The organism is Marinobacter changyiensis, assembly GCF_009193265.1.
In the GTDB taxonomy this organism is placed as follows: Bacteria; Pseudomonadota; Gammaproteobacteria; order Pseudomonadales; family Oleiphilaceae; genus Marinobacter; species Marinobacter changyiensis.
In genome coordinates this window covers 469,050-490,686 of the sequence record NZ_VZZZ01000001.1, presented here as the reverse complement: position 1 = coordinate 490,686, position 21,637 = coordinate 469,050, and the positions used below count along the sequence as shown (strand labels likewise).

Annotated in this window: 20 protein-coding genes; 17 read left to right on the top strand and 3 right to left on the bottom strand. The window is 58.0% G+C overall.

Annotation, left to right across the window (positions count from 1 at the left end):
- Positions 1 to 5: 5 nt before the first annotated feature.
- Together F6Y09_RS02420 and F6Y09_RS02415 are read right to left on the bottom strand one after the other, a co-directional pair.
- Positions 6 to 983, bottom strand: coding sequence for a YVTN family beta-propeller repeat protein (locus F6Y09_RS02420; RefSeq protein WP_152205321.1), 978 nt, complete (start codon positions 981 to 983; stop codon positions 6 to 8).
- 58 nt (positions 984 to 1,041) lie between these two features.
- On the bottom strand, positions 1,042 to 2,223 hold the full coding sequence (locus F6Y09_RS02415; RefSeq protein WP_246180266.1) for an ABC transporter substrate-binding protein: 1,182 nt from the start codon (positions 2,221 to 2,223) through the stop codon (positions 1,042 to 1,044).
- Between the two features lie 289 nt (positions 2,224 to 2,512).
- Between F6Y09_RS02415 and pedF the strand changes: the two genes are divergently transcribed.
- The 15 genes from pedF (at position 2,513) to F6Y09_RS02340 (ending at position 18,569) form a co-directional block, all read left to right on the top strand.
- Positions 2,513 to 2,938 (top strand): cytochrome c-550 PedF, encoded by a 426-nt coding sequence (gene pedF, locus F6Y09_RS02410; RefSeq protein ID WP_152205320.1) that lies wholly within the window; start codon positions 2,513 to 2,515, stop codon positions 2,936 to 2,938.
- 67 nt (positions 2,939 to 3,005) lie between these two features.
- Positions 3,006 to 3,932, top strand: coding sequence for a substrate-binding periplasmic protein (locus F6Y09_RS02405; protein WP_152205319.1), 927 nt, complete (start codon positions 3,006 to 3,008; stop codon positions 3,930 to 3,932).
- A 179-nt stretch (positions 3,933 to 4,111) separates the two neighbouring features.
- Positions 4,112 to 5,887 carry a PQQ-dependent methanol/ethanol family dehydrogenase gene (locus F6Y09_RS02400; protein ID WP_152205318.1) on the top strand — a complete coding sequence of 592 codons (1,776 nt, stop codon included), beginning with the start codon at positions 4,112 to 4,114 and terminating at the stop codon, positions 5,885 to 5,887.
- A gap of 250 nt (positions 5,888 to 6,137) precedes the next feature.
- Entirely contained in the window at positions 6,138 to 7,658 is a 1,521-nt protein-coding gene (gene exaC, locus F6Y09_RS02395) for an acetaldehyde dehydrogenase ExaC (protein ID WP_152205317.1), read from the top strand.
- A 372-nt stretch (positions 7,659 to 8,030) separates the two neighbouring features.
- A complete protein-coding gene (pqqA, locus tag F6Y09_RS02390) occupies positions 8,031 to 8,102 on the top strand; it encodes a pyrroloquinoline quinone precursor peptide PqqA (RefSeq protein WP_007153157.1) in 72 nt (23 codons plus the stop codon).
- Positions 8,103 to 8,155: 53 nt separating this feature from the next.
- Positions 8,156 to 9,085, top strand: a complete 930-nt coding sequence (pqqB, locus tag F6Y09_RS02385) for a pyrroloquinoline quinone biosynthesis protein PqqB (RefSeq protein ID WP_152205316.1) — start codon at positions 8,156 to 8,158, stop codon at positions 9,083 to 9,085.
- A complete protein-coding gene (pqqC, locus tag F6Y09_RS02380) occupies positions 9,082 to 9,852 on the top strand; it encodes a pyrroloquinoline-quinone synthase PqqC (RefSeq protein WP_152205315.1) in 771 nt (256 codons plus the stop codon). The genes pqqB and pqqC overlap by 4 nt, the downstream gene beginning before the upstream one ends.
- On the top strand, positions 9,849 to 10,118 hold the full coding sequence (gene pqqD, locus F6Y09_RS02375; protein ID WP_246180265.1) for a pyrroloquinoline quinone biosynthesis peptide chaperone PqqD: 270 nt from the start codon (positions 9,849 to 9,851) through the stop codon (positions 10,116 to 10,118). Before pqqC ends, pqqD begins: the two co-directional genes overlap by 4 nt.
- The gene (gene pqqE, locus F6Y09_RS02370) at positions 10,115 to 11,260 is read left to right on the top strand and encodes a pyrroloquinoline quinone biosynthesis protein PqqE (RefSeq protein ID WP_152205314.1); all 1,146 of its coding nucleotides are present in this window, start codon (positions 10,115 to 10,117) and stop codon (positions 11,258 to 11,260) included. The genes pqqD and pqqE overlap by 4 nt, the downstream gene beginning before the upstream one ends.
- Positions 11,261 to 11,375: 115 nt before the next feature.
- On the top strand, positions 11,376 to 13,133 hold the full coding sequence (locus F6Y09_RS02365; protein ID WP_246180264.1) for an alpha/beta hydrolase family protein: 1,758 nt from the start codon (positions 11,376 to 11,378) through the stop codon (positions 13,131 to 13,133).
- A 90-nt stretch (positions 13,134 to 13,223) separates the two neighbouring features.
- Positions 13,224 to 14,387 (top strand): alcohol dehydrogenase-like regulatory protein ErcA, encoded by a 1,164-nt coding sequence (ercA, locus tag F6Y09_RS02360; protein ID WP_152205312.1) that lies wholly within the window; start codon positions 13,224 to 13,226, stop codon positions 14,385 to 14,387.
- Positions 14,371 to 16,140, top strand: coding sequence for a hybrid sensor histidine kinase/response regulator (locus tag F6Y09_RS02355; RefSeq protein WP_152205311.1), 1,770 nt, complete (start codon positions 14,371 to 14,373; stop codon positions 16,138 to 16,140). The genes ercA and F6Y09_RS02355 overlap by 17 nt, the downstream gene beginning before the upstream one ends.
- A 131-nt stretch (positions 16,141 to 16,271) precedes the next feature.
- Positions 16,272 to 16,547, top strand: coding sequence for a hypothetical protein (locus tag F6Y09_RS02350; RefSeq protein WP_152205310.1), 276 nt, complete (start codon positions 16,272 to 16,274; stop codon positions 16,545 to 16,547).
- A 131-nt stretch (positions 16,548 to 16,678) separates the two neighbouring features.
- Positions 16,679 to 18,055, top strand: coding sequence for a class II fumarate hydratase (locus F6Y09_RS02345; RefSeq protein WP_152205949.1), 1,377 nt, complete (start codon positions 16,679 to 16,681; stop codon positions 18,053 to 18,055).
- A 34-nt stretch (positions 18,056 to 18,089) separates the two neighbouring features.
- Positions 18,090 to 18,569 (top strand): CDP-archaeol synthase, encoded by a 480-nt coding sequence (locus tag F6Y09_RS02340; protein ID WP_152205309.1) that lies wholly within the window; start codon positions 18,090 to 18,092, stop codon positions 18,567 to 18,569.
- Positions 18,570 to 18,605: 36 nt separating this feature from the next.
- Here the strand turns inward: F6Y09_RS02340 and F6Y09_RS02335 are convergent, their stop codons facing one another.
- Positions 18,606 to 19,580: a metallophosphoesterase gene (locus F6Y09_RS02335; protein ID WP_152205308.1), complete on the bottom strand. Its 975-nt coding sequence runs from the start codon at positions 19,578 to 19,580 to the stop codon at positions 18,606 to 18,608.
- A 130-nt stretch (positions 19,581 to 19,710) separates the two neighbouring features.
- Here F6Y09_RS02335 and chrA point away from each other — a divergent pair, with 130 nt between their 5' ends.
- Together chrA and msrA are read left to right on the top strand one after the other, a co-directional pair.
- Positions 19,711 to 20,889, top strand: coding sequence for a chromate efflux transporter (gene chrA / locus F6Y09_RS02330; protein WP_152205307.1), 1,179 nt, complete (start codon positions 19,711 to 19,713; stop codon positions 20,887 to 20,889).
- 84 nt (positions 20,890 to 20,973) lie between these two features.
- Entirely contained in the window at positions 20,974 to 21,627 is a 654-nt protein-coding gene (gene msrA / locus F6Y09_RS02325) for a peptide-methionine (S)-S-oxide reductase MsrA (protein WP_152205306.1), read from the top strand.
- Positions 21,628 to 21,637: the final 10 nt, after the last annotated feature.

Below are 21,637 nucleotides of genomic sequence, written 5' to 3'. Positions count from 1 at the left end.
CCGTATCAGGACGACGGTGCGATCACCACACCCCAGGGGTAGCGGCCCACCTTGATGGATTTGATCACTTTCATATCCTCTACATCAATGACTGAAATATCACCGCTCACGCCGTTGGTGGTCAAGAGCATAGACTGGTCAGCGTTGAGGTCAAGCTGCCATACCCGGCTGCCTACCAGCAGATAATCCAGGACTTCATAGGTTTGTGCGTCAACCACCGCAACGTGGTTTGAGGGACCCAGTGCGACAAAGGCGTAACGGCCGTCAGAAGTCAGTTCAATGCCAACCGGTTGCACCTTGTCCTGGTTCACCCCCCGTATTTTGAAATCGAGGACTTTTACCGCTTCCAGTTTGTCCACATCAATGATGTGCACAGTGCCGCCGATCTCGGCGGATGCCCAGGCGAATTTGCTGTCATGGCTGAATTCGACATGGCGGGGGCGCTGGCCAATCACAATGTTCTTCTCGATTTCGAACGTCTCGGTGTTGATCCAGTGCAGCATGCTGGTGGTTTCACTGGTGTTGACTGCCCAGCGCCCGTCGGGACTGACGGCCATGCCCTCCGGCTCGACCCCGACCGGAATCTGGGCCAGCACCTCTTTGGTCTTTACGTCCACCACGGTGGTGATGTCGTCATCCTCGTTGGCGATATAGAGGTGGCGATCGTTTGGGTGGAGGGCAAACTGTTCCGGGTCTTCGCCGGAGGGAAGGGAGTCGACAATCTTGCGGGTGGCCAGATCCATCACCTGAACCGTGTCGTCATCGCTGGCGCAGATATACAGCGTGCTCTTGTCCTTGGAGAGCAGAATGCCACGGGGTCGTTGACCGACATCGATGGTGTCCACGACTTCCATGGCGTCCAGATCGATCACCGAGATTGTGTTGTCCTTTTCGTTGGAAACATAGGCCATCTCGGCCCAAAGCGGTGACGCTATGCTGACCAGGGCAGTGAGAGTAAGGGTTTTGATTTTTTTTTTGTTCATGGAGTTTTCCCTGTTCTTTTATTGGAATGCGGGCGTTCTGACCGCATTGCAGCATTTATCATCGGCTGATCCTGCAGGTGCTCTCGGGCGCATCGTATCCGAGCGTATCGAGATCGGTCTTGGGATGCAGGAAACCCTCAATAGGCGTTTGGGCGACCAGGGCGCGTGGGTGTACCAGCGGAATGGGCTGCCGCAACTGGCCATTCCAGGAGCGATAACTCAGTTTACGGCCCTTGAACCCGTCAAGCTGGAACTGGTCGGAAAGAACGTAGGCACGGACATCTCCGGAGGCTGGCGATCCGGCCCGGGTCACAGCCTCCCCGATCGATCTGACGGCAATCCAGCCAGCGTAGTCCAGGTCGTTCATGCCGCGGTCTGCCAGATCCCGGAACCGGCTCTGAAGCTGAGCGGCGCCCCAGGCCTCCACCACCCGGTGCCAGGTAACAGGGGTCAAGCCCTGGGTGCCGATGACCGGGCGCGGCAGCCAGGTGTTGTAGGGCACGTACTCACCAAAATCACCACGCACGTCGGCGACCACTACGGCATCGTAGTCCGCCCCCTGGGTAAAGAGAGGCAGCTCTTTGGAGGCGGTACGGCGCAAGTCGCCGTCGAAGGTCCAGGGCTTTTCGGTCACGATATCCAGGTTGAAGCGCTTGCTGGCCCGGCGAAAACCCTCGGCCCACTGGATGTCCTGGTCGGTGGGGCCGGTGATCAGGAAAATATCGTTCCAGCGTCGACTGTTCAGCCACTGGGCGAGGGCATCGGTGAGCATACTGTAACTGGCAATGGTGTGCAGGGTATTGGGGGAACACTCGCTGATGCGCAGGGCATCATCCTTGGCGCCTGCGTTGAACAACAACACCTTGTCCCCTGCGGTCGCGGCCATGGTGCGCAGGGTAGTTGCCGGAACATTGAGGACAAATAGCTCGATACCCTGGTCCATCATCGTAGACAGAGTCTGTACGGCCTGCTCGGCCGAATCCGCCATGACCGTTTTCAGGCTGTAACTCTGCTGCAGGAATCGCCCCGTCGAATTGTTGTCCTGCACCGCCAGCTCCGCACCCCGGAGTCCACCATCCTCGGGTTCCGGAATGATGTTTGACAGCACCGGCCCCCGATCGGGCACCCATTGAATGTAGCCCATGCGGATGTCGACAGCTGCCGCGGGGGCCGCAGCCAATGCCACCAGAGTGAGCGCAAGCATGCACACAGCGTGGGAGATGTAAGGCAGTCGCAACATGTGTCGCTCCGGTGGCGCAAAAATCATTGAGTCGCAAGTAATTAATAGTTTAGAGAAGCACCCACCGCACTGAAATATTCAGAAAGTAGAAGTTTGGCAGTACCAAAGGACTAATTGTCCGGGCAATCCGGGCGGTGAGAGACGCAAAGCCTACGACCAAGGAACTAGCACGAAGACCCGAAAGTGGCATTCGGAACCTGCTGTCAGGTTCCTAAACTTGTGGCATCCGTTTATTCGTTTCGCAGAAGCAATCTGCGGAAATGTGTGAGAACTCTATCGAGGTATGTGTATGTCAGTGCATTTTTCATTAAAGTTAATTGTTGCAGCGGCAGTTCTGGGCAGCGCCACGGTTGCGATCGGCCACGGTAATGTCACGCCGCAAGGGGCGGACACCGGTACCTTGCCGGATCTCGGATCCGAACCGCTGGCTGAAAACCCATTCCGTGAGGGCGGCAAACACGGCGACATGAACGCTCAGGCCATTGCTGTTGGTGAGAGCGGTTATGCTGGTAACTGTGCGGCCTGTCACGGCATTCAGGCGATGTCCGGGGGTATGACGCCGGATCTGAGAGAGCTGACGGAGTGGGATGACGAGTACTTTATCGGCCGTGTCATGAAAGGGTATGGCAACATGCCATCGTTCAGTGGCACCCTTGATCAGAACGCAATGTGGGCGATAAAGACCTACGTCGAATCGCTGGCAAAGCCGCAATAAGTGGCGGGTTTTCTGCTGATTCGGTGGATTCATCAAGGGCACTGACGAAGCAATAAAAGGAGGCCAAGTGCTAGCGACTCGTTGCCTGACAGGCATATTACTGGCGTTGCTCTTTGCTTTTCCGGCACAGGCGGAGAGTTTGTTGGACCGCCCCCCGGAGCGGCCTTATGACATTGTCATAGAGTCCGGTTTTCTCAAGGTTGGTACTTATGAAAACTTCCCGCCCTATTCCTATCTGAAGGATGGCAAGCCCACCGGGGTGGATATCGATATTGGCCACCGGATCGCCGAAGAGCTGGGGGTGGAGTTCCGGGCGCACTGGATCGTGCCGGATGAAAACCTCTCTGACGATTTGCGCAACAACGTCTGGAAAGGTCATTACCTGGCCAAACGGCGTATTGCCGACATCATGATGCGGGTGCCCTACGATAAGAAGTACGCCTACATGCAGGACTCCACCGGCGAATACATGAACGAGCAGGTGGTTTTGTTCGGGCCGTATCATCAGGAACAATGGCAGATCGCCTACAACCCGGACAAGATCCAGGAAGTAACCACCATCGCACTGTTTCAATACCATCCGATCGGTGTGGAGATCGACACCCTGCCGGATTTTTACCTGAGCTCCACCTTTCAGGGACGGCTCCGGAACAATGTTAAACATTACACCAACATCCGGGCCGCCTTTGACGCCATGGACGCCGGTGAGGTCAGTGCGGTCATGGGCATGCGGGCCGAAGTCGACCTGGAACTCCACAAACGTCCGGACAGCGGTTTCGTGGCGGCGACCAACGGGTTTCCTGCGATCGGCAAGCAGGTTTGGGATGTCGGTATGGCGGTGAAACATACCCACCGCCAGCTCGGTTATGCGATCGAAGCTATCGTCGACGGCATGGTTCGCGACGGCGAGATCGAGGCAATTTTTGCCCGCCACGGGCTGCGTTATTCCATGCCCGCCTTCTACGATGAAATTCTCGGTGTGAGCGCGGAGTAGGCAGGCAAGGCGCCGGATCCGCGGGGTCTGCGTTACAGGGTCGTACGACCAAGTAATGAGAGAAGTTGGTCGGGGGGGTAATTGTTGTGGTCGGCAGCCCGGCCAAGAATGGTAAAAGAAGCGGGAAAGTTCCCGGTTCTCCGCTGAAACTGAAAACAAGAGACTTGGAGAGCACCATAATGAGATCGCATACGATCGGAAAGCAGTTTGCCGCCAGCGCCCTTGCGCTGGCGATTTCGATGGGGGCCCAGGCGGTCACCGACGAAGATATCCTGAACGATCAGGCCAGCCCTGAAGATATTGTCAGCTACGGCATGGGCCAACAGGGCCAGCGCTTCAGCCCCATCAAGGACCTGAATGCCGATAACATCCAGTTCCTGCAGCCGGCATGGGCTTTTTCGTTTGGTAGCGAGAAAATGCGTGGCCAGGAATCCCAGCCGATGATCAAAGACGGCGTCATGTATGTGACGGCGTCCTACTCACGGGTTTACGCCATCGACGCTAAGACCGGGGAAGAAATTTGGCAATACGATGCACGTTTGCCAGACGGCATCATGCCCTGCTGCGACGTGGTTAACCGGGGTGTTGCCTTGTACGGCGACAAGGTTTATTTCGGTACACTGGATGCCAAGCTGGTTGCCCTGAACAAGGACACCGGCAAGCCCGTCTGGATCAAGACGGTAGCGGATTATCAGGCCGGCTATGCGATTACGGCGGCACCTACCGTGGTGGACGGTAAAATCATCACCGGGGTATCCGGAGGTGAGTTCGGTATCGTTGGCAAAGTCGAAGCCTATGACGCCGAGACGGGTGATCTGGTCTGGACCCGTCCGACCGTAGAAGGTCATATGGGCTACACCTACAAGGATGGCGAGCAAGTTGAAAACGGTATTACCGGGGGTGAAGCCGGAAAAACCTGGCCGGGCGACCTGTGGAAAAGTGGTGGTGCGGCCCCATGGCTTGGCGGCACCTATGACGCCAGTACCAATTCGTTGTTTTTTGGTACCGGTAACCCGGCGCCCTGGAATTCGCACTTGCGTCCGGGTGACAACCTGTTCTCCTCCTCACGCCTGGCAATTGATCCTGATACCGGCAAAATCAAGTGGCATTTCCAGACCACTCCTAACGATGGCTGGGACTATGATGGCGTCAACGAACTGATCTCATTTGATTACGAGGACGGTGGCAAAACCATCCAGGCCGCCGCGACGGCGGACCGGAACGGTTTCTTCTATGTCCTGGATCGGACCAACGGAGACTTCATTCGTGGATTTCCGTTTGTCGACAAGATTACCTGGGCGGAAGGGCTGGATAAAGACGGCCGACCAATCTATAACACCGAGGATGGTCGCCCGGGCAATCCTGCAGACACCCAGGGTGAAAAGGGCGAAACCGTGCTGGCGCAGCCGTCGTTCCTCGGTGGCAAGAACTGGCAACCAATGGCTTACAGTCAGGACACCGGCCTGTTTTACGTGCCCTCCAACGAGTGGTCCATGGATATCTGGAACGAGCCGGTCTCCTACAAAAAAGGTGCTGCCTATCTGGGCGCGGGCTTCACCATCAAGCCGACCAATGACAAGTACATCGGAGTACTGCGGGCCATGGACCCCAAAACCGGCGAGGAAGTCTGGCGCTATGAGAATCCGGCTCCATTGTGGGGTGGGGTAATGACCACCGCTGGCAATCTGGTTTTTACCGGAACTCCTGAAGGCTACTTGAAAGCCTTTGATGCCAAAACCGGCGAAGAGCTCTACAAGTTCAATACCGGCTCAGGCGTTGTGGGCACGCCGGTTACCTGGATGATGGACGGCGAACAGTATGTGTCTGTTGCCTCCGGCTGGGGTGGCGCGGTACCGCTGTGGGGTGGAGAAGTGGCCAAAGTGGTCAAGGACTTCAACCAGGGTGGCATGGTCTGGACGTTCAAACTGCCGAAAGACCGGGTAGCAAGTCGTTAAGCCAAAGCAGAGATAAGTGAGGGCCGCACCGCGGCCCTCACTGCATTGAAAGCACTACATGGATAGTTCGGTACTGGTGGTCCGGCATCAGGACTCCCGTATAGAAAAGCCCGGCATTGGCATCTAATACTAAATGAGGTGTTTTACGCACCGAAGGAACTGTTTAAGGGTGAGGGTGTCAGGTCTACAGTAATTGGGTAAATGCGCACATCGCATCGAACAGCATTAATCAGAATAAGAGGAAACCATCATGATCTACGCAAATCCAGGTACGGAAGGCTCAGTCGTCTCCTTCAAGCCCAAATATGAAAACTACATCGGTGGCGAATGGGTCGCACCGGTGAAGGGTCAATACTTTGATAATGTTACGCCGATTACCGGCGACGTGTTCTGCAAGATTCCTCGCTCCAGCGCTGAAGATGTCGAGTTGGCGCTGGACGCCGCCCACAAAGCTGCTCCAGCCTGGGGTAAGACCTCAACGACCGAACGCTCAAATATCCTGCTGAAAATCGCTGACCGCATTGAGCAGAACATCGAAATGCTGTCAGTGGCGGAAACCTGGGATAACGGCAAGGCCGTTCGCGAGACCATCAACGCTGACATTCCTCTGGCGGTTGACCATTTCCGCTATTTCGCCGGCTGTATCCGGGCCCAGGAAGACACTTCCAGCGCTATTGACAACAACACCGTGGCTTATCACTACCACGAGCCGCTGGGCGTTGTAGGTCAGATTATTCCCTGGAACTTCCCAATCCTGATGGCGGTCTGGAAACTGGCGCCCTGTCTCGCTGCCGGTAACTGCACGGTCATGAAGCCAGCTGAGCAGACTCCTGCCAGCATCCTGGTGCTGATGGAATTGATCGGTGATCTGCTGCCCCCGGGCGTGGTGAACATCGTCAACGGCTACGGTGTTGAAGCCGGTCAGGCTCTGGCCACCAACAAGCGTATCGCCAAGATTGCGTTTACCGGCTCTACCCCGGTGGGCTCATACATCATGAAGTGTGCGGCCGAGAACATCATTCCGTCGACCGTGGAGTTGGGAGGCAAGTCCCCTAACATCTACTTCTCTGACGTCATGAAAGCCGAGCCCGAGTTCATCAGCAAGTGTGTGGAAGGTCTGGTGCTGGCGTTCTTCAACCAGGGTGAAGTCTGCACCTGTCCGTCCCGTGCCCTGGTACAGGAAGACATGTACGACGAATTCATGGCCATGGTTATCGACCGCACCAAGAGCATCAAGCGCGGCAATCCGCTGGATACCGACGTTCAGGTAGGTGCACAGGCGAGCAAAGAGCAGTTTGACAAGATCATGTCCTATCTCGAGATCGGCAAGCAGGAAGGCGCAGAAGTGCTGACCGGCGGTGGCCGCCAGGAGATGTCAGGTGAATACGCCAACGGCTTCTATATTCAGCCGACCCTGCTGAAGGGCAGGAACGACATGCGTACCTTCCAGGAGGAAATCTTCGGGCCAGTCGTGGGTGTCACGACCTTCAAGGACGAGGAAGAAGCACTGGCAATTGCCAACGATACCGAGTTCGGACTGGGCGCCGGTCTGTGGACTCGCGACATCAACCGGGCCTATCGCATGGGCCGCGCTATTCAGGCCGGTCGGGTCTGGACCAATTGCTACCACCAGTACCCTGCTCATGCGGCGTTCGGTGGTTACAAGAAGTCCGGTGTGGGTCGCGAGAACCATAAGATGGCGCTCGATCATTACCAGCAGACCAAAAACCTGCTGGTCAGCTACGACACGAATCCGCTGGGCTTTTTCTGAGTCGGACCTGGTGAGAGTTGTTAAAAACGGTTGAGAGTTGTTGTGCCAACGCTGGCCGTGAGGCCAGCTGACACAGGGAGGTGTCCTGTTTAACCCGCCATGTGGCGGGGTGGTTTCCGTACTGCATCGTTTCGGAGATCCTGGGTCTTCCTGCTATTTTTCGGCCCTTCCCAGGGCCGTTTTTTTTGAGGAACTTTCTGGTCGGCCGGGATATCCAATACTAGGCTAAGCTATAGAGAGCTCCCGGCCTCTGGTAAGTTGTAATCTCGTTCCAAAGTACCATGTAGCGGGAGTTGAACTAGCTCTAGTATGAAAGAACGTTATCGTGAGAGTTCAGGTAACGAATGATCCAAACAACAAGAGGAACAGCTTATGTGGACCAAACCTGCCTATGAAGACCTGCGGATCGGCTTCGAAGTCACCATGTACTTCGCCAACCGCTGAAAATTGACGGCCAGCCTTAAACCGCTGGCCGTTTTCCACTCCGGAGACACTCCATGTACGTTCATATTCTCGGCTCGGCGGCCGGCGGGGGCTTTCCTCAATGGAACTGCAACTGCAGCAATTGTGATGGCATCCGCAAGGGCACACTGAATGCCAGCGCGCGCACGCAGTCCTCCATTGCCATCAGTGAGGATGGGGAGCACTGGATTCTCTGCAATGCCTCGCCGGATATTCGGGCTCAGCTGGCTTCTTTTCCTGCCATGCAACCCGCCCGAAGCCTCCGGGATACCGGTATCAACGCCATTATTCTGATCGACAGCCAGGTCGACCACACCACCGGTCTGTTGGCTCTGCGGGAAGGTTGCCCGCTGGACGTCTGGTGTACCGCCCAGGTCCATGAAGACCTGAGTACAGGCTTTCCCCTGTTTACTATACTTGAGCACTGGAACGGCGGCTTGCGCTGGCACGAAATGCCCTGTCGGGAGGGCCAGTCATTTAACGTCCCTTGCGCGCCCTCCCTGACGATAACCGCCATCCCTCTGCTCAGTAATGCGCCGCCTTATTCACCGCGTCGCAACAAGACCCATCCGGGGGACAACGTGGGTCTGTTCATTGAAGATGCCCGCACCGGTGCCACGCTTTTTTACGCCCCGGGGCTGGGCCAGCCCGATGATTCTATCCGCCAGTGGATGGCCCGTGCCGACACTCTGCTGGTGGACGGTACCGTCTGGAATGACGATGAAATGCTGCGCTGCGAAGTCGGCACCCGGACCGGTCAGGAAATGGGTCACCTTGCCCAGAGTGGCCCTGGCGGCATGATCGAGTTGCTGGACAGCCTGCCGGCCAGGCGCAAGATCCTGATCCACATCAACAACACCAACCCGATTCTGGATGAGGACTCGGCAGAGCGCGCAGTGCTGAACCAGCATGGCATCGAGGTGGCGTGGGACGGTCTCCATCTGGAACTGCCGGGGGCAGCATGAACGCCATAGTCAGTCACAGGCCTGAGCCCGCTATGAATCGGGAAGCCTTCGAAAAGGCATTGCGCGCAAAAGGGCAGTTCTACCACATTCATCATCCCTACCATCAGGCCATGTACAGCGGGCAATGCACACCGGAACAGATTCGGGGCTGGGTGGCTAACCGTTATTACTACCAGATCAGCATTCCCCGCAAAGACGCCGCCATCATGGCCAACTGTCCGGAGCCGGCGATTCGACGCCAATGGTTGCAACGAGTGCTGGATCACGATGGCAGCGGCGACGATGCCGGTGGTATCGAAGCCTGGCTGGCGCTGGCGGAGTCTGTCGGACTCAGCCGGGAAGAAGTCATCGATCAACGTCACGTGTTGCCCGGGGTGCGCTTTGCGGTCGACGCCTATGTCCAGTTCGCCCGTCGCGCCAGCTGGCAAGAGGCCGCCTGTTCGTCCCTGACGGAGCTCTTCGCCCCGGAGATTCACCAGTCCCGGCTGCAGAGCTGGCCCACCCATTACCCCTGGATTGATGCCCAGGGCTACGCCTATTTCCGCAAACGCCTGTCGGAAGCCCGTCGGGATGTCGAGCATGGTCTGTCCATCACCCTTGATCACTTTGACACCGCCTCGGCCCAGAGCCGGGCGTTGGAAATCCTGCAGTTCAAACTGGATATTTTATGGTCTATGTTGGATGCCATGACTATGGCGTATGTGCACCAGACGCCGCCGTATCACACCGTCACCGCGCAACAGGTCTACCACCGGGGGCTGGAATGATGCTCGACCAGGTGCCAGCGCTGCGCCCGGGCTTTCGCTTCCAGTGGGAGCCGGTGCAGAACGCCCACGTGCTGCTTTACCCGGAAGGCATGGTCAAGCTCAATGACAGCGCCTCGGCAATTCTGGCGGAGCTGGACGGCACCCGCACGGTGGAGCAGGTGGTCGCCCGGCTGGAGCAACAGTTTCCCGAGGCCGGCCCGTTGAAGGAGGACGTCTGTGAATTTCTGGCCGACGCCCTGGGCAAGCACTGGATCCTGTTGCAATGACGAGGCTGCTGAACGGTCAGGAAAAAGCCATAGGCCCGCCACTGTGGCTGCTGGCGGAGTTGACTTATCGCTGCCCGCTGCAATGTCCCTATTGCTCCAATCCATTGGATTTTGCCCAGAGTAAGGACGAACTCAGCACCGAACAGTGGGTGAGCGTGCTGCGCCAGGGCCGGGCAATGGGTGCGGCCCAGCTCGGTTTTTCAGGGGGTGAGCCTCTGGTGCGGCAGGATCTGGCGGAGTTGATTGCCGAGGCCCGGCACCTGGGTTATTACAGCAACCTGATTACTTCCGGAATCGGGCTTACCGACGCCAAGGTTAACGACTTCCGGGTAGCCGGTCTGGACCACATCCAGGTCAGCTTTCAGGCCTCCGACCCCGAGCTCAACAATGCCGTCGCCGGTTCCCGCAAAGCGTTCGAACAGAAGCTGGCCATGGCCCGGGCGGTCAAGGAAGCCGGCTACCCGATGGTGCTCAACTTCGTCATACATCGCCACAACATTCACCAGATGAATGACATCATCTCACTGTGTGATCGACTGGGCGCCGATTACGTCGAGCTCGCCACCTGCCAGTATTACGGCTGGGCCTTCAAGAACCGGGAAGGGCTGATGCCCTCCGCCGGGCAGCTGGAAGTGGCAGAGCGGGAAGTGAATGTCTATCGCCAGCGGCTGGCGGACAGCGGTTCGGCCATGAAGCTGATTTTTGTGACTCCGGACTATTACGAGGAACGTCCGAAGGGTTGCATGAACGGCTGGGGCAGCCTGTTCCTGACGGTGGCGCCGGATGGCACGGCGCTACCCTGTCACAGTGCCCGATTGCTGCCGATTGAATTCCCGAACACCCGCGAGAGCACGCTGAAATCGATCTGGTACGACAGCCCGGGTTTCAATCACTACCGGGGTGACAGCTGGATGCCGGAGCCCTGCCGTTCCTGTGATGAAAAGGGCAAGGATTTTGGTGGTTGCCGATGTCAGGCGTATCTGCTGACAGGCAACGCCGACAATGCCGATCCGGTCTGTGACAAATCTCCCCATCACGACAGGGTGCTGGCCGCCCGGCGCGCTGCCGACCACGCCACCGCCGGACTCAAGGATCTGACCTATCGTAACGCCAACAACTCCCGGCTGTTCTTCCGGAGCTGAAATCCCCTCGGTCTTCAGCGCCCGGCAAGCTGCGGCGGCACTGCGGCAGCGCGATGGTCTCCGGGTTGCCGGCGAGTTCCTGGCGTGGCTGGAGTTCGATCCTGGCGATGGTTCAGTGCGGCTCTGGCGGCTGGAAAACAACCAGCCGGTACTGGCCAGCCATCCTGATATGACAATACGCAGTAACGTCAACGGCTATGGCGGTGGCGCCCTCTGCCTGCTGGGCGACTGTGCCTACGTGGTCGATGGTGCCAGCCAGCAGATCAGCAAAGTGGAACTGGCTACCGGCAGTATGGCATCGCTGACCCGGGATTCTGACAGCAGCTTTGGCGGGCTGGTGGCCGACCCGGTGCGCAATCGTCTGCTGGCGGTCCGGGAGCTCACTCTGACGGACGGAGCTGTCCGGCAGCAGCTGGTAGCGGTGGATATCGCGTCCGGTTCCCTCAAGGTTGTTCGGGAAGGGGATGATTTTTATGGCGCTGCCGCGGTCAGTGATGATGGCGGGTGCCTGGCCTGGGTGACCTGGCAGTTGCCCGATATGCCCTGGCAGCAAAGCCGGCTCTGGTTCGCCACAGTGGAAGAAACCGGTGAACTGTCGGACGTTTGTAGCTGTGATACCCCCACCCCGGCGTCGGTGCAGCAGCCCGGTTTCATTGGCAATGACCTGGTGGTACTGTCGGATCATCTGGGCTGGTGGCAGCCATTTCGGGTCGAAGCTACGGGCGCTGGCAGAACTCGATGGCAAGCGCTCTCGGAAGTCGCTGCCGACCACGGCAATGCGCCCTGGCAATTGGGCGAGCGCCAATGGACCGGGGTCGAGGCCTCGGGCTGGGCCAGTGTCAGGTATCAGGAGGGGTTTGGTGAGCTCTGGTATCACTCCGGTGATCATGCCGCGCCTCAACGGCTGGCTATCGGGTATGTGGATTTCCGCGCTCTGCAGGGAGTCGGGAGCCGTCTCATCTGCATTGCGCGACGGTCGGATGCAACGGACAGCGTGCTTGAGATTGACCTGCGCTCCGGTAGTGTGAAAGTTCTGGCCGGTGGCGAACAACCCTTACCCGCCAGCGACTGTATTTTGCCCAGCCGTTTCCGGTTTCAGGCCAAAGACGGACAAACGGTCACCGGGCTATATTACCGGCCGCCTGGCCCACAAAATTCAACGGTTATCCCGACTCAGCCGCCGCCCTTGATCGTACTGGTCCACGGTGGTCCGACCTCGGCCGCTTACCCGGTGTTTGATCCGCAGGTGCAGTTCTGGGCCCACCATGGCTTTGCGGTGGCAGCGGTGAATTATCGTGGCAGTACCGGGTTCGGCCGCCTCTTCCGGCAGTCATTGGCGCAACAATGGGGCGTATCGGATGTGGAAGACGTCCAGGCTGCCGTTGTTTATCTGGCGGGGAAAAAACTGGCGGATGCCGGGCGAGCCTTCGTCCAGGGTCGCAGTGCCGGCGGCTACACCGCGCTTATGGCACTGGTGGATTCTGACGTCTTCCTGGCCGGTGCCAGCCTGTTCGGTGTCAGTGACCCGGCCCGCTTACGCACCCGGACCCACCGGTTTGAATCCGGGTATCTGGACTGGTTGCTGGGTGATCCGGAAACCCATGCCCGGCGTTGGCAAGACCGTACCCCGGTGGCTCAAAGCCACCGGATAAAACACCCGGTGATCTTTTTTCAGGGCGGTCAGGACAAAGTGGTGGTGCCACAACAGACTGAAGCTATGGTGGCAGCGCTCAGCCGCGGAGGCTTCGAACCTGAGTATCATTACTTCGCCGAGGAAGGCCATGGCTTTCGCCAGCCGGACCGTCAGGTTTTCATGCTGGAGCGGCTGCTGGATTTCTATCAGCGTCATTGTGCAGCCGCGGGTGCCCACTAATCCACTCATCCACTAAAGAGCAGCGAGAGTGCATTGGGAGTACACTAAGAGTGGATTGTGACAATAACAATAATTTGATTGAGGGCGCTTATGAGTCACGACATTTCGACCTTGCGCAAATTTGTCTCTCCGGAGATTGTCTTCGGTGCAGGTTCACGCAAAACGGTTGCCAATTTTGCCAGTAATTTCGCCGCGCGCAGGGTATTGCTGGTCTCTGATCCGGGAGTTAAGGCCGTTGGCTGGGTGGCCGAAATCGAGGAACTCCTGCGTGCAGGAGGTATTGATTACGTTACCTTTACTGGTGTGACATCGAACCCCAAAGTGGATGAGGTCATGGCCGGTGCCGAGCTGTATAAGAGTGCGGGATGTGATGTCATCGTGGCCATCGGTGGTGGCAGCCCGATGGATTGTGCCAAGGGCATCGGGATTGTCAGCGCCCATGGCCGGAATATTCTCGAGTTTGAAGGCGTCGATACCATTACCCTGCCATCGCCGCCGCTGATACTGATACCCACCACGGCAGGCACCTCGGCGGATGTGTCCCAGTTTGCCATCATTTCCGACCCCGTTCGCCGCTTCAAATTCTCGATCATCAGCAAGGCTGTGGTGCCGGATGTGTCACTGATAGATCCGGAAGTGACCGGGACCATGGACCCGTTTCTCACGGCCTGCACCGGGGTCGATGCGTTGGTGCATGCAATTGAAGCCTATGTGTCAACCGGCAGCGGCCCGCTGACCGATAGCCACGCGCTGGAGGCAATCCGGCTGATCAACCAGCATCTGGAACCCCTGGTTAAAAATCCGTCCGACAGCCAGTTGCGTGAGCACATCATGCTGGCGTCCATGCAGGCAGGCCTGGCGTTTTCAAATGCCATTCTCGGTGCGGTGCACGCCATGTCTCATAGTCTTGGTGGTTTTCTGGACCTGCCCCACGGGCTGTGCAATGCCATGCTGCTGGAGCACGTGGTTGCCTATAATTTCGCTTCCGCCGATGAGCGCTTCAAGCGGGTAGCGGAAACCATGGGCATTGATACCCGTGGCATGACCATGGCGACGGTGAAGTCGAGGTTGATGGAGCGCATTATCCTGCTCAAGCGTGCGGTCGGGCTGGAGGCCAAACTGGCCAAACTGGGCGTGACGAGGTCCGATATCCCGTCGCTGTCCGGTTTTGCGATGCAGGACCCCTGCATTCTGACCAACCCCCGAAAGTCCTCCCAGCGAGATGTTGAAGTGGTTTATGAAGAAGCCCTCTGACCCGGCAGAGCCAGATTACGATGTCGGCGACCTGCTCGGGCTGGGCAGCCATTCGGCCCGAAAGAGTCATTATCCCGCCATGCTGGCCCGCATTGAAGAGCTGGAAAAAGAACGTAACCGGTATAAGTGGCTGTTCGAGAACGCCCTGCACGGTATCTTCCAGGGTGACCTGAAAGGCGGTTTCTTATCCATAAACCCCGCGATGGCCAAAATCTGCGGCTACGACAGCCCCGAGGACCTTGGCCGTCGTATTATCCGACTGCGGGAGCAACTGTTCTGGCGTGCCCATGATTTTGATCAGGTTCGTCACGAGTTGCTGTCTGAGGGCCGCATCAGTGCCCGGGAAGTCCAGTTACGCCGGGCTGACGGTGAACCTGTTACCGTTGCCATGACCCTGCTGCGTCGTCCGGATCTGGGCGTTGAAGTGGTAGAAGCCTTTGTGGCCGATATCACCGAGCGTCACATCGCCCGGGTCAGGCTGGTGCAGCTGAATGCCGAACTGGAACGGCGGGTGGAGGAACGCACGGAGGCGCTGCAGAATGCCAATGACGGTCTGCGTTACAACATTGAGCAGCGTAAAAAAGTAGAGCGCGAACTGACCATCGCCGTGGCAGCGGCAAAAGAAGCCAATCGCAGCAAAGACAAGTATCTGGCTGCTGCAAGCCATGACTTGTTGCAACCACTGAATGCCGCCCGCCTGCTGGTGAGCACCTTGCAGGACAGTGCGCTGCCGGTGCGCGAAAGCCGGCTGATCGAGCAGATTCACCGCGCCCTGGAAGGCGCCGAAGATTTGCTGGCGGACCTGCTGGATATCTCCAAGCTTGACCAGCAAGCGATGCAGCCTGATATCAGCTGGGTGGATATCCGCCAGCTGGTTGAAGGCCTGGCAGACGAATTCGAGCCGGTTGCCCGCAATGCCCGGCTGGCTTTTCACCTGCGCTCACAGGAGGCACTGGTGCGAACCGATCCCAGAATGCTGACGCGCATCCTGAGGAACTTGCTGAGTAATGCCTTCCGTTACACACCTGAAGGTCGGATTTTACTGGCGATGCGCCGACGCGGCACGGCTCTGCGCATCGACGTCTGGGACACCGGCGTAGGTATTGCCGCCGACAAGCTGACGGACATATTTACGGAGTTTCACCAATTACTGCCACCACAGTCGGGCGGGCGTCAGGGTGTTGGTCTGGGTCTGGCTATCGTGGAGCGCATGGCGAGAATGCTCGGTTGTGGCATTGACGTGGCGTCAGTGCCCGGCAAAGGGTCACGATTCTCGCTGTCTTTACCGCTTGAGGTGGTGGATGTTTTGCCGCCTGCTTTTTCTCAGCCCGTGCAAGCAGCCCCGGACGGTTCGCTGGCAGGGTTTCGGGTACTGGTGGTTGATAATGAGCCAGCGATTCTGGTCAGCATGCGGGCGCTCCTTGAGCGCTGGGGCTGCGACGTACTCACCGCGACCGGTCCGGAAAATGCTGTTGACCATTGCCTGGCCTCTTCTCGAGCCCCGGATGCCATTCTTGCAGACTATCACCTGGACCACAGCAAAACCGGTTGTGATGCAATTCAGGCGGTTCGGCGGGCGCTTGAGCAGGAGATACCCGCCGCCATCATTACCGCAGACCGGAGTGATACCTGCCTGCGATCGCTGCGTGCGCAGGCGTTTCCGGTACTCAACAAGCCGGTAAAACCCAATCGGCTGCGGGCGTTACTGGCGAGCCTGGTCAGCCCTTCACACCTGGACAGCGCCGTTAAATAGCCGCCAAGCCAGTCTCTTGCAATCGCCAACCCTTAAAGTCGCGTCATGTTGCCGTTGAGTTGTTTAGGCTTGACTCGAATCGAGTCTACACTTGAGGTGTCACTACCACCTTTTGATCGCGAGGGTTCTGTATGCTGAATTCGGAAAATGCTTTGACCAATCATGAAGTTACTGTGTGTCTGGCCGGTGGCGCAATACTGGGGCCCTTTAATGCAACCTGGTCAAAGGATCAGGGCGGAGACGTCAGGGAACTGGTAAAGGAGTACGACGGTTTTCTCCTGGGGGAGAAGCAGCGCCGATTCAAATTCCACCTGCACGACACCTATACCAATACGGTACACACGTTGATCCTCAGCTTTGAACAGGTCACCGGTATTTGTGATCATGTCAGGCTGAAGCACAGCTGACGTCGAGTTTGCATCGGGGTGCCGCCCTGAGACATAAGGGCTTAAGATTCGTATTGGTTGATAGAGCAAGTGCCGTTCACACGGGAGGAGCTACCATGAGCGACCAAACAGCTATGAGCGACAAAACAGCCATGAGCGATGACAGGATAGAGCGGGACAGCCTTGGGGAGGTCCACGTGCCCGCCTCGGCACTCTGGGGCGCCCAAACCCAGCGGGCCATTGAAAACTTCCCGGTCAGCGGGTTGCCGATGCCGCCTGCATTTATTGACGCGGTTGTCCGTATCAAACGCGCCGCTGCGGAAGCCAATAAAGTTCTTGGTTTGCTGGATGAGCCCCAGCGGGGAGCAATTGTGGATGCCTGCGACCGGTTACTTCAAGGCGACCACCGGGACCAGTTCCCGATTGATCGTTATCAGACCGGCTCCGGCACCAGCACCAACATGAATGTCAACGAGGTTATCGCCCGGCTGGCTGAACAGGCGGGACAGGCGATTAACCCCAATGACCACGTCAATATGAGCCAGAGCTCCAATGACGTAATTCCGACGGCTATCCATCTCAGTGCCGTTACTCAGGTACATCAACAGCTACTGCCTGCACTGTCGCACCTTCAGGGCATGATCTATGAACGGGAGGCACTGTTTTCAGAACAGGTCAAAACCGGTCGCACTCACTTGATGGACGCCATGCCGGTAACGCTCGGTCAGGAATTGCGGACCTGGCGGGAGCAGTTGCACGCTGCGGAGAGACGCGTGGAGCACGCCTGTGAAGAATTGCTCGCAGTGCCCCAGGGTGGTACGGCTGTTGGCACCGGCGTGAATGCCCATGACGATTTTGCCAGCCGCTTTGTCGAGGCGTTGTCAGACCATACTGGCTTCCACTTCCGCTCGCTGGAACACAAATTTGTGGGCCAGAGTGCGGTCGATGCTCCGGTTGCATTGTCTGCCCAGTTGCGGGGTGTGGGTATCGTGCTGACCAAGATCGCCAATGACTTACGCTGGATGAACAGTGGCCCGATTCACGGGCTGGCGGAAATCAGTCTCCCGGCCCTGCAACCCGGCAGCAGTATCATGCCGGGCAAGGTCAACCCGGTGATTCCGGAATCGGTGGCGATGGTTTCGGCTCAAGTCACCGGGTTGGACAGCGCTGTGGCCATAGCGGGGCAGTCTGGTAACTTCCAGCTTAACGTCATGCTGCCCCTGGTGGGTGCCAACCTGATCGATATGATCAACCTGCTGTCCAACGCGGCCAGTCTGATGGCGGATAAAGCCATTACCGGGTTCACGGTCAACTCTGCCCATCTGGATGCGGCGGTGGGGAAAAATCCGGTTCTGGTGACGGCACTCAACCCAGAAATCGGCTATGCCCTGGCCGCTGATATTGCCAAGGAAGCCTACAAAACCGGCCGGCCGATCATTGATGTGGCAGAAGAGCGTTGTGATCTCAGTCGGGCGCAACTGGAAGCCTTGCTTGATCCGCTCAAACTGACCCGGGGTGGCCTGGGCTGAGCCCGGGCCCGACCTTGGGCTGACCGGGGGGAACATGCTTGCGCTGCTACTGTTGGCGCTATTGATCGTGGCCAACGGTGCCCCGGTAATCGCGAGAAAATTGCTGCATCAGCGCTGGAATTACCCGGTTGATGGCGGCCATAACTGGTTTGACCGGCGGCGTATTTTCGGTGCCAACAAGACCTGGCGGGGTGTCGTTGCCGGCGTGCTTGCCAGTGCACTGGTCAGTAGCCTGGCGGGCGCAGGGTTGGTCTTTGGAGCTGTCTTCGGTTTACTGGCGCTGACCGGTGACTTGATCAGCAGTTTTCTCAAACGCCGGTTCGGTTTGCTCCCCAGTGCTCGTGTCCCCGGGCTTGACCAGATTCCGGAAGCCATACTTCCGATGGGTTTTGCGGCCCTGTGGCTGGACCTTGGCTGGGCCGTTACCCTGGCGGTGACGATTCTGTTCGTGATCGCCAATATGGTGTTGTCACCTTTGATGCATCGCCTCGGTATTCGTAAGCAACCCCACTGATCCAGGCGTGTCTGGTACCGGTCGGCTGCCCGGGTATCAGGTAGGGCCCCGGGTGAGCGTGTGGAGCGTTACTTCCGGCGGGCAGTTCAACCGCACATTGACCACCGAGGTGCCGGAGCCCGGTGACGTGTAACCCTGCATACCATTGCGCTGCCAGGCTCCCCGACCGAGGGACCGGGGGCAATCCGAATCCAGCGTGACGGGAATGCCGCCTGGCAGGCAGATCTGGCCACCGTGGGTGTGGCCACAGAGGAAAACGTCATAACCGGCGTAACCTGCCTCCCGCCAGATCTCCGGGGTGTGGCTGAGCAGAATGGTGGTTGAGCCATTGGGGATCTGGTCGCCAGCCTTGTGCAGGTTGTGAGCTTTGTAGAAGTGGGCATCGTCAACACCCGCAATGTAGAGGGTTTCGCCCTTTCGTTCGAGCCAGGCGTGCTCATTCAGCAATACCTGATAGCCCATATCTTCCAGCCCGGGCAGCATGCGGATGCTGTCGTGATTGCCCAATACCGCGATGGCTCTTCCCTTGATTGCTGACCGGAGTTTTTTCATGCCCGCCAGGGCATCGTCGATGGCTCCCCAGGTCTGCTTTCGGTAATCTCCGGTTAACACACACAGGTCATACTCCAGCGGAGCGATATGATCTGTGACGGCTTGCAGATTGGCGGCATCCATATCGACGTGCAGGTCAGTCAGATGCAGAATACGAAGTCCGTCAAATGCCACTGGTAAATTGGGCAGGCTGAAGGTGTTGTAAGCGGTTCGGAGCTTGCGGCTGTTGTTCTGGCCACGTTTCAACATGCCAGAAACCCAGAGACATCCCCGGATCCAGCGGTGGGCTGCGCTCCAGTTTTCGAGATGAAAGGAATGATGGTCCTGGCCAAACACCAGCGCTTCCGATTCCTGCTCTATGCGCAGCCGCTGGCGGGCGTGTACCGGGCCCAGCCGGAGACTTAAACGGTATTCCAGTAATTCGTCCGTCGTTCTGTAGGAATGAGCCTGTGCCGTCATAGTGATCTGATAGTGTGAGTAACCGTTGTTATCGACAGGGGGAGTGAAGCTTCCTCCAGTATGGTTCGCTCTGGGAAACTCGCAACTCTCGCAACGAATACAACGCAAACTGTAACGTTCAGGAAAGGTTATGACCCGCCCGCGACCCGATGACAGCCCGACATTGCCGACAGTGTTCTGGATTTTTCTCCGCCTGGGTTTGACATCGTTTGGCGGGCCGGCGGCGCACCTGGGATTCTTCCACGATGAATTTGTCCACCGTAGACGATGGCTGTCGGACGCAGCCTTTGGAGAGGTGGTGGCTTTGTGTCAGTTGCTGCCGGGCCCTGCCTCCAGCCAGGTGGGGTTGGCTTTGGGTTTTCTGCAACGGGGCTACCGGGGCGCGGGGCTGGCATGGCTGGCATTCACTTTGCCTTCGGCGTTATTGATGGGGTTATTTGCTGCCGGCCTTGCGGTCTGGCCGGAAGCCGGCCAGGGTGGCTGGGTAGAAGGGCTCAAGCTGTTTGTGGTGGCAGTTGTTGCGCAGGCAGTGTGGCAGATGGGTAAAACACTGTGTCCCGATGCTGCCCGCCTGACCGTCGCTCTGGCTGTCGCAGCCGTCATTCTGCTCGTCGGTTCAGTGTGGGTTCAGGTGCTTGCCCTTATTGCCGCAGGAGCAGCAGGCATGGGTTTAAAGACAGCCGGTGACCCCGGCAACGAGGCTCTGCTGATGCCCGTCCAGGGCCGCAGACCACTGGCTTTTGCGGCAGCGTTTGTAATCTTGCTGCTGGCGTCTTTGCTGCCGTTCACTACCGGCAGTCTGCCCTGGATTGGTGCCGAACTCTATCGGTCTGGTGCCCTGGTGTTTGGTGGTGGCCACGTGGTTCTACCCTGGCTGGAATCCTCGTTTGTTGCTTCCGGCGCAATGCCGGCAGATACCTTTCTGGCGGGCTACGGCATCGTGCAGGCAATGCCTGGCCCCTTGTTCAGCTTTTCGGCGTTTCTTGGTACAGCAGCGTCCGGTTTTGTCGGTGGGCTGATCGCGGTGGTGGCGATCTTTCTGCCGGGCACCCTGCTGGTTTTCGCCGGGCTGCCGCTCTGGACATACGTGCGCCGACATCCGGGTGCCCGTTATTTTCTGGCGGGTGTCAGTGCAGGGGTTGTGGGTTTGTTGCTGGCTACGCTCTATGACCCGGTCTGGACGGCCGCAGTAAAATCCCCGGAGGCGTTGGCATTTGTATTGCTGATATGGGCTGCGCTGGCCCTCTGGCGCATTCCGGTCTGGCTGATGGCACCGACTTGCGCTCTGGCAGGAGCAGGGTGGTTGTAAGTCTGCCGCCAAATGAGGGCTGGCAAATGTGTTATCGAGCTCCCAGAATGGGGACTCAAGTTTATCAAGACGATGAGGGGACCTATGAGCATTTCGAGCACATCCTGCGACCTTCCGGGCCTGACCGTCCCGAAAAGCCGGTTTCCCGGTCCGGAATTCGACTTACCCGCCCCTGCCTCAGGGGATGAGCAGCGCCTGGTAATGGGTGGTGGTTGTTTCTGGTGTGTGGAGGCTGTGTATCTGGCGATCAGTGGCGTAAACAGCGTGGTCTCCGGCTATGCCGGTGGTGCTGCCGACAGCGCAAATTATGACAGCGTGTGTTCGGGCCAGACCGGCCACGCGGAAGTGATCGCGGTGCAATACGATCCGTCCGCTGTGAGTTTTGGCGAGTTGCTGAAGGTGTTCTTTTCCGTGGCCCATGATCCGACCCAACTCAATCGTCAGGGCAATGACCGCGGCACCCAGTACCGCTCCGTCATTTTCTATGAAAACGAAGAGCAAAAGCGGGTCGCTGAGGCTTATATCCGGCAGCTTGATAGCGCGGGTGTATACCCGGCGCCCATAGCAACGACCCTGGAACCACTGGAAGCGTTTTATCCGGCCGAGGATTACCATCAGAATTTTGCCGCCCGAAATCCTTATCAGCCTTATGTGATGGCCGTTGCGGCCCCCAAACTGAATAAACTCATCGAAGGATTTCCCGACCGGCTCAAGCCGGAATACTCTGATCATTCATAGCCTGAGGAGG

Coding starts and splice junctions, on each gene's coding strand:
- F6Y09_RS02350 (WP_152205310.1), top strand. CDS start 16,272: ATGCTGAATTCGGAAAATGCTTTGACCAATCATGAAGTTACTGTGTGT.
- ercA (WP_152205312.1), top strand. CDS start 13,224: ATGAGTCACGACATTTCGACCTTGCGCAAATTTGTCTCTCCGGAGATT.
- F6Y09_RS02415 (WP_246180266.1), bottom strand. CDS start 2,223: ATGTTGCGACTGCCTTACATCTCCCACGCTGTGTGCATGCTTGCGCTC.
- exaC (WP_152205317.1), top strand. CDS start 6,138: ATGATCTACGCAAATCCAGGTACGGAAGGCTCAGTCGTCTCCTTCAAG.
- pedF (WP_152205320.1), top strand. CDS start 2,513: ATGTCAGTGCATTTTTCATTAAAGTTAATTGTTGCAGCGGCAGTTCTG.
- F6Y09_RS02400 (WP_152205318.1), top strand. CDS start 4,112: ATGAGATCGCATACGATCGGAAAGCAGTTTGCCGCCAGCGCCCTTGCG.
- pqqC (WP_152205315.1), top strand. CDS start 9,082: ATGAACGCCATAGTCAGTCACAGGCCTGAGCCCGCTATGAATCGGGAA.
- msrA (WP_152205306.1), top strand. CDS start 20,974: ATGAGCATTTCGAGCACATCCTGCGACCTTCCGGGCCTGACCGTCCCG.
- pqqD (WP_246180265.1), top strand. CDS start 9,849: ATGATGCTCGACCAGGTGCCAGCGCTGCGCCCGGGCTTTCGCTTCCAG.
- F6Y09_RS02335 (WP_152205308.1), bottom strand. CDS start 19,580: ATGACGGCACAGGCTCATTCCTACAGAACGACGGACGAATTACTGGAA.
- chrA (WP_152205307.1), top strand. CDS start 19,711: ATGACCCGCCCGCGACCCGATGACAGCCCGACATTGCCGACAGTGTTC.
- pqqB (WP_152205316.1), top strand. CDS start 8,156: ATGTACGTTCATATTCTCGGCTCGGCGGCCGGCGGGGGCTTTCCTCAA.
- F6Y09_RS02345 (WP_152205949.1), top strand. CDS start 16,679: ATGAGCGATGACAGGATAGAGCGGGACAGCCTTGGGGAGGTCCACGTG.
- pqqE (WP_152205314.1), top strand. CDS start 10,115: ATGACGAGGCTGCTGAACGGTCAGGAAAAAGCCATAGGCCCGCCACTG.
- F6Y09_RS02420 (WP_152205321.1), bottom strand. CDS start 983: ATGAACAAAAAAAAAATCAAAACCCTTACTCTCACTGCCCTGGTCAGC.
- F6Y09_RS02355 (WP_152205311.1), top strand. CDS start 14,371: ATGAAGAAGCCCTCTGACCCGGCAGAGCCAGATTACGATGTCGGCGAC.
- F6Y09_RS02340 (WP_152205309.1), top strand. CDS start 18,090: ATGCTTGCGCTGCTACTGTTGGCGCTATTGATCGTGGCCAACGGTGCC.